General features: G+C 73.0%; 13 protein-coding genes and 1 rRNA gene. 6 read left to right on the forward strand and 8 right to left on the reverse strand.

Annotated features, from left to right (window positions below; genetic code table 11):
• Positions 1–93: ribosomal RNA gene (locus ABZ945_RS18140) — 16S ribosomal RNA — on the reverse strand; the annotation flags it as partial.
• Positions 94–801: 708 nt separating this feature from the next.
• On the opposite strand from ABZ945_RS18140, the gene ABZ945_RS18145 reads away from it, so the two are divergent.
• On the forward strand, positions 802–1,251 hold the full coding sequence (locus ABZ945_RS18145; RefSeq protein WP_361270176.1) for a PTS glucose transporter subunit IIA: 450 nt from the start codon (positions 802–804) through the stop codon (positions 1,249–1,251).
• 118 nt (positions 1,252–1,369) lie between these two features.
• A complete protein-coding gene (ptsP, locus tag ABZ945_RS18150; RefSeq protein WP_361270179.1) occupies positions 1,370–3,040 on the forward strand; it encodes a phosphoenolpyruvate--protein phosphotransferase in 1,671 nt (556 codons plus the stop codon).
• Between the two features lie 99 nt (positions 3,041–3,139).
• Here the strand turns inward: ptsP and ABZ945_RS18155 are convergent, their stop codons facing one another.
• Together ABZ945_RS18155 and ABZ945_RS18160 are read right to left on the reverse strand one after the other, a co-directional pair.
• A complete protein-coding gene (locus tag ABZ945_RS18155; protein ID WP_361270182.1) occupies positions 3,140–4,042 on the reverse strand; it encodes a hypothetical protein in 903 nt (300 codons plus the stop codon).
• Positions 4,043–4,178: 136 nt separating this feature from the next.
• A complete protein-coding gene (locus ABZ945_RS18160; protein WP_361270184.1) occupies positions 4,179–6,164 on the reverse strand; it encodes an acetoacetate--CoA ligase in 1,986 nt (661 codons plus the stop codon).
• A 293-nt stretch (positions 6,165–6,457) separates the two neighbouring features.
• Here ABZ945_RS18160 and ABZ945_RS18165 point away from each other — a divergent pair, with 293 nt between their 5' ends.
• Positions 6,458–6,970 carry a GNAT family N-acetyltransferase gene (locus ABZ945_RS18165; protein ID WP_361270186.1) on the forward strand — a complete coding sequence of 171 codons (513 nt, stop codon included), beginning with the start codon at positions 6,458–6,460 and terminating at the stop codon, positions 6,968–6,970.
• A 31-nt stretch (positions 6,971–7,001) separates the two neighbouring features.
• Here the strand turns inward: ABZ945_RS18165 and ABZ945_RS18170 are convergent, their stop codons facing one another.
• Positions 7,002–7,571 carry an NUDIX domain-containing protein gene (locus ABZ945_RS18170; protein WP_361270189.1) on the reverse strand — a complete coding sequence of 190 codons (570 nt, stop codon included), beginning with the start codon at positions 7,569–7,571 and terminating at the stop codon, positions 7,002–7,004.
• Positions 7,572–7,633: 62 nt separating this feature from the next.
• On the opposite strand from ABZ945_RS18170, the gene ABZ945_RS18175 reads away from it, so the two are divergent.
• From ABZ945_RS18175 to ABZ945_RS18185, 3 genes are all read left to right on the forward strand, one after another.
• Complete coding sequence (locus ABZ945_RS18175) at positions 7,634–8,494, forward strand: M15 family metallopeptidase (RefSeq protein WP_361270192.1); 861 nt, start codon at positions 7,634–7,636, stop codon at positions 8,492–8,494.
• Between the two features lie 18 nt (positions 8,495–8,512).
• Entirely contained in the window at positions 8,513–8,881 is a 369-nt protein-coding gene (locus ABZ945_RS18180) for a DUF962 domain-containing protein (RefSeq protein WP_361270195.1), read from the forward strand.
• 123 nt (positions 8,882–9,004) lie between these two features.
• On the forward strand, positions 9,005–9,379 hold the full coding sequence (locus tag ABZ945_RS18185; protein ID WP_361270198.1) for a VOC family protein: 375 nt from the start codon (positions 9,005–9,007) through the stop codon (positions 9,377–9,379).
• 41 nt (positions 9,380–9,420) lie between these two features.
• Here the strand turns inward: ABZ945_RS18185 and ABZ945_RS18190 are convergent, their stop codons facing one another.
• The 4 genes from ABZ945_RS18190 to ABZ945_RS18205 all read right to left on the reverse strand — a co-directional run bounded on the left by ABZ945_RS18190 (position 9,421) and on the right by ABZ945_RS18205 (position 14,450).
• Positions 9,421–10,053, reverse strand: a complete 633-nt coding sequence (locus ABZ945_RS18190) for an ATP/GTP-binding protein (RefSeq protein ID WP_361270200.1) — start codon at positions 10,051–10,053, stop codon at positions 9,421–9,423.
• Positions 10,034–10,543: a DUF742 domain-containing protein gene (locus ABZ945_RS18195; protein ID WP_361270451.1), complete on the reverse strand. Its 510-nt coding sequence runs from the start codon at positions 10,541–10,543 to the stop codon at positions 10,034–10,036. Before ABZ945_RS18195 ends, ABZ945_RS18190 begins: the two co-directional genes overlap by 20 nt.
• A 380-nt stretch (positions 10,544–10,923) precedes the next feature.
• On the reverse strand, positions 10,924–11,358 hold the full coding sequence (locus ABZ945_RS18200) for a roadblock/LC7 domain-containing protein (protein ID WP_361270202.1): 435 nt from the start codon (positions 11,356–11,358) through the stop codon (positions 10,924–10,926).
• Positions 11,355–14,450 (reverse strand): nitrate- and nitrite sensing domain-containing protein, encoded by a 3,096-nt coding sequence (locus ABZ945_RS18205; RefSeq protein WP_361270205.1) that lies wholly within the window; start codon positions 14,448–14,450, stop codon positions 11,355–11,357. The genes ABZ945_RS18200 and ABZ945_RS18205 overlap by 4 nt, the downstream gene beginning before the upstream one ends.
• Positions 14,451–14,718 lie beyond the last annotated feature (268 nt).

The following is a 14,718-nucleotide window of genomic DNA, read 5'->3' on the forward strand; positions in this document are numbered from 1 at the left end:
TAATCCCCCACCGAAGCGGGTTCATCGTTCGACTTGCATGTGTTAAGCACGCCGCCAGCGTTCGTCCTGAGCCAGGATCAAACTCTCCGTGAATGTTTACCGGTAATCCGGTGCAACACATCACGTGAAGAGTGGAACAGGCCGGGAGGAATAGTCCCGAGTGCCTGTTCACAGCGTCCTCGCTGTGTGTGTATCTGTGTTTCAAAGGAACCTCATCCCCAGACCGATGATGGCCTGTGGACGGGGTATCAACATATCTGGCGTTGACTTTTGGCACGCTGTTGAGTTCTCAAGGAACGGACGCTTCCTTTGTACTCACCCTCTCGGGCTTTCCTCCGGGCGCTTCCCTTCGGTCTTTCTTGTCTCCAGCTTAGCAGATCCGTTTTCCGTTTCTGCCCCGCTGGAGCGGGCTGCCGATTTCAGTTCCGGCGCTTTTCGCGCTTTTCCCTTGCGGCGGTTCAAACCATATCAGCCTTTTGTCTTCCCGATGACCACCCCATCCGATCGACGCCCGGGCACACGGATGCCCCCGGAGGTGTAGACCAGTGGTGTAGACCAGTTAGAGTTCTGGCTCAACAGGCGCTGCCGACTCCGTCACGTACCCGTGGCGTGCCCAAGCAGGGGTACGACAGTACCGGCAGCCGGTAGTTGAGGCAAATCGTTTCCGGTGGTCCCTAGGCCCCGCCAACTCGGATCTTTCAGGCGGAACCGGGACTACCCATGACATACGCTTCACAGCAGTACGCCGCCGGGACAGGCAATGGCGGCGCCGACCGAATCTCCACCCCCTGGGAGGCCCCCATGACCACCGTGACGTCGCCGCTCGCAGGCAACGCCATCGGACTCGCCGCCGTACCCGACCCGGTCTTCTCCGGGGCCATGGTCGGACCGGGCACCGCGATCGACCCCGTGCGCGAGCCCTCGGAGGCCGTGGCTCCGGTGGACGGTGTCGTCGTCTCCCTCCACCCGCACGCCTTTGTCGTGGTGGACGACGAGGGGCACGGCGTCCTCACCCACCTCGGTATCGACACCGTGCAGCTCAACGGCGAGGGCTTCGAGCTCCTGGTGAGCAAGGGCGACACCGTGACGCGCGGCCAGGCGATCGTGCGGTGGAACCCGGCCGCGGTCGAGGAGGCCGGCAAGTCCGCCATCTGCCCCGTGGTGGCGCTGGAGGCGACGGTCGACTCGCTCGGCGATGTGGTCGAGAAGGGCGACGTCGGGACCGGCGACACCCTCTTCGTCTGGCAGTGACCCCTCCCCCGCCGCTCCTGGGAGGAGTAAGGGGCCGGCGGCGTGACGACGGGACGCCACGGGCGTGACAGGACACAGCGGGGCGGCCGGGGCCGCCGTTGAATCGGAGACAGGTGTAATGGAGACAACGCTTCGAGGCGTCGGTGTGAGCCACGGTGTGGCGATCGGCGAGGTGCGGCACATGGGCACGGCGGTCCTGGAGCCGCCCGCCAAGCAGATCGCGGCCGGAGAGGCCGAGCGCGAGCAGGGGCGCGCCCGCCAGGCCGTGGAGGCGGTGGCGGCCGATCTGATCGCGCGCGGCAACCTGGCCGGCGGCGAGGCGCAGCATGTGCTCGAAGCGCAGGCCATGATGGCGCAGGATCCCGAGCTGATGGCCGATGTGGAGCGCCGTATCGCGGTCGGGAGTACGGCGGAGCGCGGGGTGTACGACGCCTTCGCCGCGTACCGGGCGCTGCTGGCCGGGGCGGGCGAGTACCTGGCCGGCCGGGTCGCCGACCTGGACGATGTGCGCAACCGGATCGTGGCGCGGCTGCTGGGTGTGCCGATGCCGGGTGTGCCGGACAGCGACGAGCCCTATGTACTGATCGCCCGTGACCTGGCGCCGGCGGACACCGCTCTGCTGGACCCGGCGCTGGTGCTCGGGTTCGTGACCGAGGAGGGCGGCCCGACCAGCCACAGCGCCATCCTGGCGCGGGCGCTCGGGGTGCCGGCCGTGGTGGCGCTGCCGGGCGCCGGCGAGCTGGCCGAGGGCACCGTGGTCGCGGTGGACGGCAGCACGGGTGAGGTCTTCGTGGAGCCGGGCGAGCAGCGCCGGGCGGCCCTGGAGCAGTCGGCGGCCGAGCGCAAGGCCGCGCTGACGGCGACGACCGGGCCAGGGGCGACCTCGGACGGGCACAAGGTGCCGCTGCTCGCGAACGTGGGCGGCCCGGCGGATGTCGCCGCCGCGGTGGAGGCGGGCGCCGAGGGTGTGGGGCTGTTCCGCACCGAGTTCCTGTTCCTGGACGACTCCTCTCAGGCCCCGTCGGAGGCCAAGCAGATCGAGGCGTACCGCGCGGTGCTGGAGGCCTTCCCGGAGAGCCGGGTGGTGGTGCGGGTGCTGGACGCCGGCGCGGACAAGCCGCTGGACTTCCTGACGCCGGCGGACGAGCCGAACCCGGCGCTGGGCGTGCGGGGTCTGCGCTCGCTGCTGGACCACCCGGAGGTGCTGCGGACCCAGCTGACGGCGCTGTCCAAGGCGGCGGAGGGGCTTCCGGTGTATCTGGAGGTCATGGCCCCGATGGTGGCGGACCGTACGGACGCTCGGGCGTTCGCGGAGGCCTGCCGGGAGGCGGGTCTGATGGCGAAGTTCGGTGCGATGGTGGAGATCCCGTCGGCGGCGCTGCGGGCGCGGTCGATCCTCCAGGAGGTGGAGTTCCTGTCGCTGGGCACCAACGACCTGGCGCAGTACACCTTCGCGGCGGACCGGCAGGTCGGTGCGGTGTCCCGGTTGCAGGACCCGTGGCAGCCCGCGCTGCTGGACCTGGTCGCGCTGTCCGCGGAGGCGGCCCGGGCCGAGGGCAAGAGCTGCGGGGTGTGCGGTGAGGCCGCGTCCGATCCACTGCTGGCGTGTGTGCTGACGGGTCTGGGTGTCACCTCCCTGTCGATGGGTGCGGCGTCGATTCCTTATGTGCGGGCGGCGCTGGCGAAGCACACGCTGGCCCAGTGCGAGCGGGCCGCCGCGGCGGCGCGGGCCGCGGACTCCGCCGAGGAGGCGCGGCTGGCCGCGCAGGCGGTGCTCTCCGGCGAGTAGTAGTCGGCAGCGGATCGGTATGAGGGTGATGAGGGGCTCTTCCGCGGGTGCGGGAGGGCCCCTCGGCCGTGCTGCGCCGGGGAAGCGGGGCCGGGTGGGTCAGGGGTGGGCGGGCCAGGGGTCGTCAGGGGCCACCGGGAAGCCGGGCCGGTAGTCGACGTGTGACTCGGGTGGGATGGGTTCGCCGGTGTCGGCGTCGGTGCAGTAGGCGTTGAACACCTCGGCGGCGGTGAGGGGGTGGAGCGTTCCGCGGTCGAGCCGCCAGCCGTGGACGCGGTCGGGTTGCTCCGGGGTGCTGGTACGCAGGACGACCCCGCCGGTGATCTCCAGGGCGATGCCGACGGCGAGGACGGCGGTGAAGCGGGCGCCTTCGGCGGTGTCGTAGCCGGGTGGGCCGGCCGGCGGGTGTTCGGTGTGCAGGGCGGCGAGGAGTTGTTCGTCGGCGGGGACGCTGCAGACGAGGTGGTGGACGCCCGGGCCCGCCCCGTCGAGGAGGAGTCCCAGGAGTCGGCCGGCCTGGTCGAAGGCGGCGTCTCCGATGTCCTGGCCGCAGTCGGCACAGGTGCCGAGGCCGGTGAGCAGGGTGGTGGCGTACTCCCAGGTGGCGCGGCGGACGGCGGTGTCGACCAGGAGGGGGACGAGCCGGTCCATGGGCTGGCCGGTGTAGGGGATGTGCGGTCCGGTGGCGGCGAGTTGTGCGGTGTAGCGGCTGCGGCCGGCGGCGGTGTCGGGGTCGAGTCCGGCGCGTGCGCAGTAGTCGGCGTAGTCCTCGGGGTCGAAGAGGGCGACGGTGGTGTGCCCGCCCCGGGCGGCGAGGTGCTGGAGCAGGCACTCGATCTGCCGTAGGTAGCTCTGGTGGTCTCGGAAGACGAAGGTGCGGTAGCGGCGCATCGCGTCGAAGTCAGCGGGGTCGGCGAGGAGGCCGACGGCGGTCGAGACCTCGCGGTGGAGCGCCTTGCGCTGGGCGATGGTGGTGCGGTCGGTGCGGTCGGTGTGTGCCATGGTTCCCCCTTGTTCCACTCTGATTACGGAGAGTAGCCGGAGGGTCTGACAACGATCGCCGGGCGTACGGAGGTGGGGACGGCCGCGCCGGCTTCCCGGGGGTGTCGGGGAGCCGGCGCGGGTGGGGCGGCGGAGGTCAGGCGGTGCGCTGGGCGCGCTCGCGGGCCAGCTCCTCGTAGAAGCGGAGCAGGTCGAGGTTGTCGACGGAGCCGGGGTTGACGGCCTTGGCGAGGTCGGTTCCCTGGAGGAGGCGCTTGACCGGGACCTCGATGCGCTTGCCGGTGAGGGTGTGCGGGACGCCGGGCACCGCGATGATCTCGTCCGGGACGTGGCGCGGGGAGAGTTCGGTGCGGATGGTCTGCTTGATGCGGCCGATCAGTTCGTCGTCGAGGGTGGCGCCTTCGGCGAGGTGGACGAAGAGCGGCATCCAGTAGCCGCCGCCGGGCTCCTCCAGGCCGATGACCAGGGACTCGCGGATCTCCGGGAGCCGTTCGACGGCCTCGTAGATGTCGGCGCTGCCCATGCGGACGCCCTGGCGGTTGAGGGTGGAGTCGGAGCGGCCGTGGATGACGACGGAGCCGCGGTCGGTGATGGTGATCCAGTCGCCGTGCCGCCAGACGCCGGGGTACATGTCGAAGTAGCTGTCGCGGTAGCGGCTGCCGTCGGGGTCGTTCCAGAACCGGATCGGCATGGAGGGCATGGGGTTGGTGACGACGAGTTCGCCGACCTCGCCGGTGACGGACTTGCCCTCGGGGTCCCAGGCCTGGAGGTCGGTGCCCAGGCAGGCGGCCTGGAGTTCGCCGATGTGCACGGGGAGGGTGGGGACGGCTCCGGCGAAGCAGCTGCACACATCGGTGCCGCCGCTGACGGAGGCGATCCACAGGTCGTCGGCGACCTCGTCGTGGAGCCACTGGAAGCCGTCGGGCGGCAGGGGTGAGCCGGTGGTGGCGACGCAGGCGATGCGGGAGAGGTCGAAGTCGCGGGAGGGGTGCACTCCGGCCTTGCGGCAGGCCATGACGTACGCGGCGGAGGTGCCGTACAGGGTGGCGCCGGTCAGTTCGGCGACCCGCCATTGGGCGCCGGTGTCGGGGTAGCCGGGGCTGCCGTCGTAGAGGACCACGGTGGTGCCGGTGAGCAGGCCGGAGACGAGGAAGTTCCACATCATCCAGCCGGTGGAGGTGTACCAGAAGAAGCGGTCCTCCGGGCCGAGGTCGCAGTGCAGGGCGAGCTGCTTGACGTGTTCCAGCAGGATGCCGCCCTGGGACTGGACGATCGCCTTGGGCAGCCCGGTGGTGCCGGAGGAGTAGAGGACCCACAGGGGGTGGTCGAAGGGGACCTGCTCGAAGACCGGTTCGTCGTCGCCGGCGGTCAGGGCGGACCAGTCGAGGGCGCCCTCGGGGGTGGGGGTGCCGAGCAGCGGGATGTGGACGACGGCGCGCAAGGTGGGCAGTTCGCGGCGGAGTTCGGCCACGGTGTCGCGGCGGTCGTGCTCCTTGCCGCCGTAGCGGTAGCCGTCCACGGTGAACAGCACCACGGGTTCGACCTGCTGGAAGCGGTCCAGGACGCTGCGGGCGCCGAAGTCGGGGGCGCAGGAGGTCCAGACGGCGCCGACGGCGGCGGTGGCCAGCAGCGCGGTGGCGGCCTCCGGGATGTTGGGCAGATAGCCGCTGATCCGGTCGCCGGGGCGTACGCCGAGGGCGCGCAGCTGCGCCGCGAGCGACCCCACCTGGCGGCGCAGCTCGGCCCAGGCGATGGGCGTCACCTCATGGGTCTCGTCCACATAGAGGAGGGCGGGCGCGTCGGGACGCTCGGCGGCGTGGCGCAGGGCGTGCTCGGCGTAGTTGAGGGTGGCGCCGGGGAACCACTGGGCGCCGGGCATGGTCCGGTCGCCGAGGACGCGCTCGGGGGGCGTGCTGAAGCGGATGCCGGCCCAGTCGGCGAGTGCCTGCCAGAAGGTGTCCAGGTGCTCGACCGACCAGCGGTGCAGCGCGGGGTAGCCGCCCTCGGCCGGAGCGCCGTGGCGGGCGGCCGCCCAGTCCTGGAACCGGGTGACCGCGGCGGCGTCGATCCGCTCCTGGTCCGGCTGCCAGAGCGGCTCGGGCTGGGCGTGCTCAGTGGTCATGCGGCTGCTCCCTGGCCATGCGTACGGCGTCGGCGGTCCGTGCGGTGCCGGTCCCCGCGGTACGCGGTGTGCGGTGTCGTCCCGGTGGTGCTGGGGCTGTACGGGTGGGGCGCGCGCCGTCGCGGGGGTGGGTGCGGGACGCGGCTGACTGGGACGATGCCATGTGATCGTCCCCCGCACCAGGGCCGCCGGCGGGTGGCGGGCGGGCCGGTGGGGCCCGGGCCGACCGGGACTGTCAGTGGTGCGCTGCATGATGGGGAGCGTCCTGGTGGTGTGTGAGAGGGGGGTGGCCTGTGCTGCTGCGTGATGTGGTGCCGGGCGATGTCGACGCCTACGTCCGGATGCGCTGCGATCCGGTGATGATGGCGGGCCTGGGCGGGCCGCTGCCGGCCGGGGAAATGGCGGAGAAGGTCCGGCAGGACGCCCGGGAGGCGGCGGCGGACCGGTCGTGGATCAAGATGATCGTCCCGGACCCGGCGGTGCCGGAGGTGGTGGCGGGGCAGGTGACCATCTGGTCGCACGAGGAAGGGGAGGAGGGCCCGCTCTCCGAGGCGGGGTGGATGGTCCTGCCGGAGTACCAGGGGCGGGGTGTGGCGAAGCGGGCCGTGCGGGCGCTGCTGGAGCGGGCGCACAAGGACGGCCGCTGGGGGGTGGTGCACGCGTTCCCCGCTACGGACAACGGGGCGTCGAACGGGATATGCCGGTCCGTCGGCTTCCGTCTGCTCGGTGAGGTCGAGGTGGACTTCCGGGACCGGAAGCTGCGGAGCAACCACTGGGCGATCGACCCGGGCACCGACCTGGGCTGACGGCCCGCGCTCGGGTCCGCGCCGAGAGCGGTCAGGGCGTGGCGTACCGGCCGGCGAAGTAGCGGGCCACCGCCTCGGTGTGCAGGGGGAAGGCGAGTTCGGCGGGTGTGTACAGGAGGTGGTGGCCGGTGGTCTCGTCGGTGGGCGCGGAGGGCGGCAGCGCGGCGGCCGGGCGCTCGGGGAGCAAACCGAAGACCAGCAGATGGCCGCCGGGGGAGCTCAGGGCGTCGGCGAGGCGCACCTCCCCCGCGTCGGCCTCGATACCGGTCTCCTCCCACAGTTCCCGTACGACCGCGTCCCGCCAGTCCTCCGCCTGGTCGATGAAGCCGCCGGGCAGGGCGATGCCGCCGAGGGCCGGTTCGATGGTCCGGGTGATGACCACCAGTCCGGTGCCGTCCGGTCCGGTGGCCGGAAGCAGGGCGATGGCGACCGGCAGCGGGTTGCGGTAGGCGGCCGCGCCACAGCGGGGGCAGATCCGGGGCCAGCCGGCGCCGGGTGCGTAGGGTGCGCCGCAGTGGGAGCAGTGCGAGTCCTTGGCGCCCGCCTCGGCGCTAGGGGAGGCGGGGTGGGTGGTGGGTGGCTGCGCCGCGGTGTCCGTCATCCGCCGGACTGTATCGCTCGCGGACCGTAGCGCTCAGGGAGATCAGGGAGAGGTGGTGGGGTGTGGGACGGAGGTGGAGCGGCCGGCGCGGGCTGGTGACGGGTGCCGCGGTGCTGGCGGTGTCGGTGCTCGCGCCGACGGGCGCCTTCGGGACGGGGGCCGCATCCGGTACGGGGGCCGGGGCCGGGCCGCGTACAGGGATCGGACAGCGGGCGGAGGTGGCGCCGGATGGGTTCACGGCGCTGCGGGCGGTGGATCCGACGGTCCGGCAGGACATCCGGTACGCGGGCTCGCATTCCTTCGTGGGCGCTCCGGTGGACGGCTACCGGCGGCCGGTCTGCCTGCTGACCCGGCCCGCCGCGCAGGCGCTGCGCAGGGCGCAGCGGACGCTGCTGCGGGCGGGCTACTCGCTGAAGGTGTACGACTGCTACCGGCCGCAGCGGGCCGTGGACCACTTCGTCCGCTGGGCGAGGGACCTGGCGGACCAGCGGACCAAGGGCGAGTTCTACCCCCGGGTGGCGAAGTCCCGGTTGTTCGCGGACGGGTACATCGCGGAGCGGTCCGGGCACAGCCGCGGTTCCACGGTGGATGTGACCCTGGTACGGCTGCCCGCCGCTCGACCCCGGCCGCCGGCGCCGGGCACGCCGGCGGCGCCCTGCCATGCGCCGGTCGGGGAGCGGGCGCCGGACGGTTCGGTGGACATGGGCACCGCCTTCGACTGCTTCGACCCGCTGTCCCGGACGGCCGATCCGTACATCGGCCCGGTGCAGCGGGCCCACCGCCGGCTGCTGCTGGAGGCGCTGGAGGCGCAGGGGTTCGTCAACCTGCCTCAGGAGTGGTGGCACTTCACCTTCGCGCCGGAGCCCTACCCGGGGACCGTCTTCGACTTCCCGGTGTCCGAGCGCTCCCTGCGGAGGCGGTGAGCGGCTACGGTCGACCGCATGGAGGCACAGCATCTGAAGGATGAGCCGCGGACGTTCGCCTCGTACGAGGAGTTCTGGCCGTACTACGTGGCGATGCACTCCCGCGCCGCGACGCGGTGGGTGCATCTGACCGGGACGCTGACGGGTCTGGCGGTCAGCGCCTACGGGCTGGCGCGCGGACGGCCCCGGTATCTGGCGGCGCTGCCGCTGATCGGGTACGGCACGGCCTGGCCGGCGCACTTCCTGATCGAGGGCAACAACTCGGCCACCTTCGGGCATCCGGCCTGGTCGCTGCGGGGTGACGCGCGGATGATCCGGATGATGCTGGCGGGGCGGGACGGCGAGCTGGCCGAGACGGCGGCCAAGTGGCTGGCGGAGAACGGCTGACCGGAGCCGGAGTAGCGGCGCCGGGTGCTCGGGCACCCGGCGGACAGCGATGAGTTTCGGCGGAGCGGCCGGTCTGTCCTGGGGAGGAAGGGGATGACCAGCGACCCCGAGGAGGAGAGACCCATGGCCGTTCCGGAGCGTATGCCGATCGGTATGTACTCGTTCGACTGCGCGGATGCCGCCCGGCTCGCCGCGTTCTGGGCGTCGGTGCTCGGCAGCCGGGTGGACGAGGGGGCCACCGCGGCCTTCGCGACCGTCGACTTCGAGGGCGGCGGGGTGACCTGGATGTTCCACCGGCCCGAGGGGGATCTGCCCGCCGGGGAGAACCGGCTGATGCTGGACCTAGGCGGCGGTGAGCAGTGGGCGGCCCAGGCCGACCGGATGGAGGCGCTGGGCGCCCGGCGGATCAGCGACCACGAGCAGGACGGACTGCACTGGGTGGTCTTCCACGACCCCGAGGGCAACAGGTTCCGGGTATTCAGCCCGCGGGTGGAGTAGCTCCCGGCGGCCCCCGGCACCCTTCGGCGCGGGGGGCCGCTTCAGGTGGCGGCCGAGGCGCGGTCGGCGGTGGCGGGCGGAGTGGCGAGGGTCAGGGCGTGCTCGACCACGGTCGCCAGCACCTCCTTGACCGAGTCGCGCAGCCGCGCGTCGCACAGCAGCAGCGGGACCTCGGGGTCCAGGTCGAGCGCGGTCCGTACCGTACCGGCCGGGTAGCGGGCCGAGCCTTCGAAGCAGTTGACCGCCACCGCGAAGGGGATCCCGCGCCGCTCGAAGTAGTCGATGGCGGCGAAGCTGTCCTCCAGCCGGCGGGTGTCGGCCAGCACGACGGCGCCCAGGGCGCCCTGCGCCAGCTCGTCCCAGAGGAACCAGAAGCGGTCCTGGCCCGGGGTGCCGAACAGATAGAGCACCAGGTCCTCGCGGAGGGTGATCCGGCCGAAGTCCATCGCCACGGTGGTGGTGGTCTTGGACTCCACCCCGCTGATGTCGTCCACCGGCCGCCCCGCCTCGCTGAGCGTCTCCTCGGTGCGCAGCGGACGGATCTCGCTGACGGCTCCGACCAGGGTGGTCTTACCCACCCCGAAGCCGCCGGCGACGAGGATCTTGAGCGTCACCGGCTCGACCGGCGGCCTGCGCGGGCCGGCGGTGGCCGTCTTAGAGCGCCCGAAGGCCATTGATCACCTCTTGAAGAATGCTCACGTCCGGCAGCTCGGCCGGCGGGACGGGACGGGTCACATGGACGAGCGCCTCTTCGACGAGGTCGCCGATGAGCACCCGGACCACCCCGACGGGGAGGTCGAGTCCGGCGGCCAGTTCGGCGATGGACTGCGGCAGTTCGGCGCAGCGTTCGACGATCTCCACATGTTCCGGTGACAGGGTCTGGTCGCGGCCGGGGTCGTCGGCGGCGGGCTCGGGGACGACGATGGCGATCAGGTCGAGCCGGTGGCGGGTGGCGGTGCTGGTGCGGCCGCGGGTCATGGCGTACGGGCGGACCACGGGCCCCGCGTCGGCGTCGAACCAGTGGGAGGGGTGCCGTGGCCGCCGGTCGCCGTGGCCGGGCTCGGTCGGGTCGTCCGGGCCTGCCCCGTCTCCCCCGGCCTGCCCGGCGGTGCCGAATCCGGGTCCCTGTCCGGCGCTGTGTCCGACGCCGTGTCCGTCCGCGATGCGTTCGCGGGAGGTCCCGTACCCCTGAGCGGTCCAGGGGCTGGGCGTGCCCTCCCTGGACCACGGTCCCGGGCTGCCGTCCCCGGTGGGCGGCCCGCCGGGTGCGGGGCCGGGCCAGGAGGCGGCCGACACACCGGCCGAGACACCGGCTGACGCACCGGCCGACCGGTCGGACCCCGGGCGGACGGGGTGGTCGGGGGAGCCGGCCGTCCAGGGCTCGCCGGGGGCAGGTGCCGCCCAGGGGGCGCCGGCGGCGGTGGGGCCGTCCGCTTCCCGGGCCTCGGCGGGGTCGCCGACCGCCGGCCGTTCGTCGTGGATGCCGGATGGCGGCGTGCCGTCGTGGGGCGCCGCCCCGCTGGAGTCGCTCATGACATCCCCACTCACCCTCCGGCGTGCTGACCGGCCCGCGGTGCCGTCGCCAGGTGGACGCCCACCCGCTTGACCATGAGCGTCATCTCGTACGCCACCAGCCCGACGTCCGAGTCGGCGTCCGCCAGCACGGCGAGGCAGCTGCCGTCGCCGGCGGCGGTGACGAAGAGGAAGGCCTCCTCCAGTTCCACCACGGTCTGCCGGACGCGCCCCGCGTCGAAGTGGCGGCCCACGCCCTTGGCGAGGCTGTGGAAGCCGGAGGCGACGGCCGCCATGTGCTCCCCGTCCTCGCGCGAGAGGTCCTTGGAGGCCCCGGTCGGCAGGCCGTCGCTGGAGAGCACCAGGGCCTTGCGGATGGAGGAGACCCGGTCGACCAGCTCGTCCAGGAGCCAGTTGAGCTCCCCGGTCGAGCCGGCTGAGTTCGCTGCTGCGTGCGGTGCGGTCATCGACCGTTCCCCTCCGATGTGTTTCCTGGTGCTGGTGTTCCCGGTGCGGTCCCGTCGGGGCCGGTGGCTCCGGTACGGGCGGGGTCGGCCGGGTCCGCCGGATCGGCGGCGTGCTGCCGTCGGCCGCGCTGCCAGCCGCGCTGCATGGCGGCCATCCGGCTGCGGACCTCCTCGGCGTCCCGTTCGAAGTCGTCGTCTGCGCCGGGAGCCGGTCCGCTCGCGGTGGGCCGTGCGCCGGCCGCCGGGGTCTGGCGGAGCTGGGGGGCCAGGTTGGCCTGGCGTACCCGGCGGGGCAGTCCGGCGAGGAAGGCGCCGTCCTCGGTCGGGCTCGGCTCGCCCGGTGGCTGCTCGCGGGGTGCCGGGGGCGCGGCCGGGCCGGGGGCGTCCGCGTCCCGGTGGTGGGGCCACGGGTGCGGATCGGCGGCGTCCTCGCCGTACCCCTGGCGGGCGGGCTCGCCGGGGTCCGCACCGTACGGAGTGGCGGCGGAGTGGTCCGGGCCGGGGGCCGGGGCGGGGCGGCCGCGGCCGTGCGCGTCGAGCCGGCGGCCGTGGTCCGCGACCAGCACGGGCGCGATCCGGGGCGGCAGCGCGTCCGGGTCGGCCGTAAGCGGCGCGGGGTGCTCGTCGGCCGCCTGCTGATGCTGGTCGTCGTCCCCGGTCGGTCGGCCGGGTACGGGGCGCAGCTGGGGCCGGCCGCGGTACGGGGACTCGGGCGGGGTGCCGGCCTCGGTGCGGGCACGGGCGGCGGGACCGTCGCCGGGGCCGCCCGCGCGGTACCGGGGGGACGGGCCCTCGACCCGGCTGTCGGGGGTCGGCCGGCCCTTACCGAAGGGTTCGGTTCCGGACAGGCCGGTGGAGCCGCGCGGGGGCTGGGAGTGGCCGGCGGGGCCGTGCGGGGGCTCGGGACGGTCGTCGGGACCGAGGGAGCCGACCGGGGCGTCGAGTTCGACGGGGCCGTCCAGGACCGGCGGCGCGTGATGCCCGGTGCGGCCGGAGGGGAGCTGGGAGAGCGCGGTGCGGCGGGGCAGGAGGTCGCCGTTGGCCGCCCGGAACTCGCCACGACCCGGGCGGGCTCCGGCCCCGGCCCGCTCGGCGGTCCGGCCGACGGCCGACGGGTCGGGGGCGGTGAGCCGGTCGTCGGCCTCCGTACGGCGGGAGCCGGTGCGGTCCAGCCGGAAGCCGGTGCCCTCGGTGTCGGGCGCGTCGGTGAGCAGGGCGGCGGGCAGGAAGACGATCGCGGTCATCCCCCCGTACGGGGAGGGCTGGAGCGACACCCGGACGTTCTGGCGCTGGGCGAGGCGGCTGACGACGAAGAGGCCGAGCCGGTCGGTGTCGGAGAGCTCGAACTCGGGGGTCTCGGCGAGGCGGAGGTTGGCGTCGAGCATCGCCTCGGGCTGCATCCCGAGGCCCCGGTCGTGGATCTCCAGGGTGAAGCCGTTGGCCACGCGTTCGCCGTGCACCTGGACGCCGGTGTGCGGTGGGGAGAACACCGTGGCGTTCTCCAGCAGTTCGGCCAGGAGGTGGGTCAGGTCGGCGACGGCGGGGCCGCCGACGCCGATCCGGGGCAGCCGGCGTACCTCGATGCGCTCGTAGTCCTCGACCTCGGCAACCGCGGCCCGGACCACGTCCATCAGCTGGACCGGCTTGCGCCACTGGCGTGAGGTGGCCGAGCCGGAGAGGATCACCAGGCCCTCGGCGTGGCGGCGCATCCGGGTGGTGAGGTGGTCGATGCGGAACAGGTCGGCCAGTTCGGCGGTGTCCTCGGTGCGCCGCTCCATGGCGTCGAGCAGGGTGAGCTGGCGGTGCAGCAGCACCTGGTTGCGGCGGGCCAGGTTGACGAAGACCTCGGAGACCCCGCGGCGCATGTCGGCCTGCTTGACGGCGGCCTCGACGGCGGCCCGCTGGAGGGTGTTGAGGGCCTGGCCGACCTGGCCGATCTCGTCGCGGTCGTAGCTGAGGTGCGGGACCTCGGTCTCCACGTCCACATGCTCACCGGCGGCGAGCCGGCGCATCACGCTGGGCAGCCGGACTCCGGAGACCTCCTGGGCCTCCTTGCGCAGGGTCCGCAGGTCGCGGACGAGCGAGCGGCCGACGCGTACCGAGACGATCAGGGAGGCGAGCAGCGCGACGAAGCCGAGGACACCGGCGATCCCGGCCTTGACCAGGACGTTACGGGCCACGGGCTCGACCCGCGCGCGGTAGCGCTCGCCGGCCGCGGTGTTCTCGGTGGCGAGCCGGTCGAGGACCGGGGTGGCGAGTTCCTGCCAGCGTCCCGCGGTGAGGGTGGCCCGGGCCTTGTCCGGTCCGGCGCCCAGCAGGGTCTCCTCGGCCTCCCGCAGCGGTCCGGTGTCGGGCCCGCCCCAGTAGGCGCGGAACACCCGTCGTTCGGAGGAGGGGAGCTGTTCCAGGCTGAGGTCGTACAGCAGCTTGCGCTGGGCGACCAGGTCGGAGACGGTACGCAGCTCCGCGGCGGTGGTGCGCTCGCTGAGCAGGGAGGAGGCCACCAGGGCGTCCTCGCGGGCGAGGACCTCCCGGGCGCGGATGGCGCCGACCAGGCCGCGGGCCTGCTGCTCCAGTTCGACGTCCTCCAGGGCGGTCAGACCGGCGAGGAAGCCGTAGCAGGGGTCGATGAGCCGGTTGTAGAACTCCAGCGCCTGGAGCCGGCCGACGGCCCGGTTGTCCACGCTGCGGCGCAGTGCGGTGATCTCGTCCAGGGCGGTCAGCAGGGCGTCCAGCCGGCGGGCCGGGCGTCCGTACAGGGTGTCGGCGACACCGGCGTCCCGGGCGTTGGTACGGATACGGGCGATGCCGCGATCGGTGGCGGCGCGCTCGGCGCGGAGCTTGGGCAGCGCCTCGGCTCCACGGGGATCGGCCAGATAGACCAGGGTCTGGCGGCGCTCGTCCTGGATGTCCCGGACGGTGGCCTCCAGCGGGTAGCCGATCTTGTCGACGACATGGCCGACGTCGAGCAGCTGGTCGGCCTGGCGGGCGGTCAGCATGGTGGAGAAGGCCCAGAGGCCGGTGAGCGATACCAGGGGAACGAGGAGCAACGCCACGATCTTCCTGCGGATCGACTTCCCGCGAAAGCGCATGGCCTCCCCCACTCGCACCCGTGCAGTCGTTCTGGCGACCCATCAGGAGTCACCCGTACGGGTGTTGACATCAACGCAGCAGCAGCAAACGGCGCGAGCCTACTACCGCGATGGTGATATCCCGAAGAGATGTCCGGACGATTTTCGGACGTTGCCTCGGGACAAGATCACGAGTTGTCCTGGTATTCGGCGAGTTGACGGGTCCGGGCGGGCGAGCCCGTACCCGGCGGGTCGTCACTTCTTGGACAGGTGCGGGTTGGCTGGAACT

Origin of the sequence: Streptomyces sp. NPDC046887 (genome assembly GCF_040644755.1) — a bacterium.
GTDB lineage: Bacteria > Actinomycetota > Actinomycetes > Streptomycetales > Streptomycetaceae > Streptomyces > Streptomyces lichenis.

Coding starts and splice junctions, on each gene's coding strand:
- ABZ945_RS18200 (WP_361270202.1), bottom strand. CDS start 11,358: ATGACCGCACCGCACGCAGCAGCGAACTCAGCCGGCTCGACCGGGGAG.
- ABZ945_RS18170 (WP_361270189.1), bottom strand. CDS start 7,571: ATGACGGACACCGCGGCGCAGCCACCCACCACCCACCCCGCCTCCCCT.
- ABZ945_RS18205 (WP_361270205.1), bottom strand. CDS start 14,450: ATGCGCTTTCGCGGGAAGTCGATCCGCAGGAAGATCGTGGCGTTGCTC.
- ABZ945_RS18160 (WP_361270184.1), bottom strand. CDS start 6,164: ATGACCACTGAGCACGCCCAGCCCGAGCCGCTCTGGCAGCCGGACCAG.
- ABZ945_RS18185 (WP_361270198.1), top strand. CDS start 9,005: ATGGCCGTTCCGGAGCGTATGCCGATCGGTATGTACTCGTTCGACTGC.
- ABZ945_RS18145 (WP_361270176.1), top strand. CDS start 802: ATGACCACCGTGACGTCGCCGCTCGCAGGCAACGCCATCGGACTCGCC.
- ABZ945_RS18180 (WP_361270195.1), top strand. CDS start 8,513: ATGGAGGCACAGCATCTGAAGGATGAGCCGCGGACGTTCGCCTCGTAC.
- ABZ945_RS18190 (WP_361270200.1), bottom strand. CDS start 10,053: ATGGCCTTCGGGCGCTCTAAGACGGCCACCGCCGGCCCGCGCAGGCCG.
- ptsP (WP_361270179.1), top strand. CDS start 1,370: ATGGAGACAACGCTTCGAGGCGTCGGTGTGAGCCACGGTGTGGCGATC.
- ABZ945_RS18155 (WP_361270182.1), bottom strand. CDS start 4,042: ATGGCACACACCGACCGCACCGACCGCACCACCATCGCCCAGCGCAAG.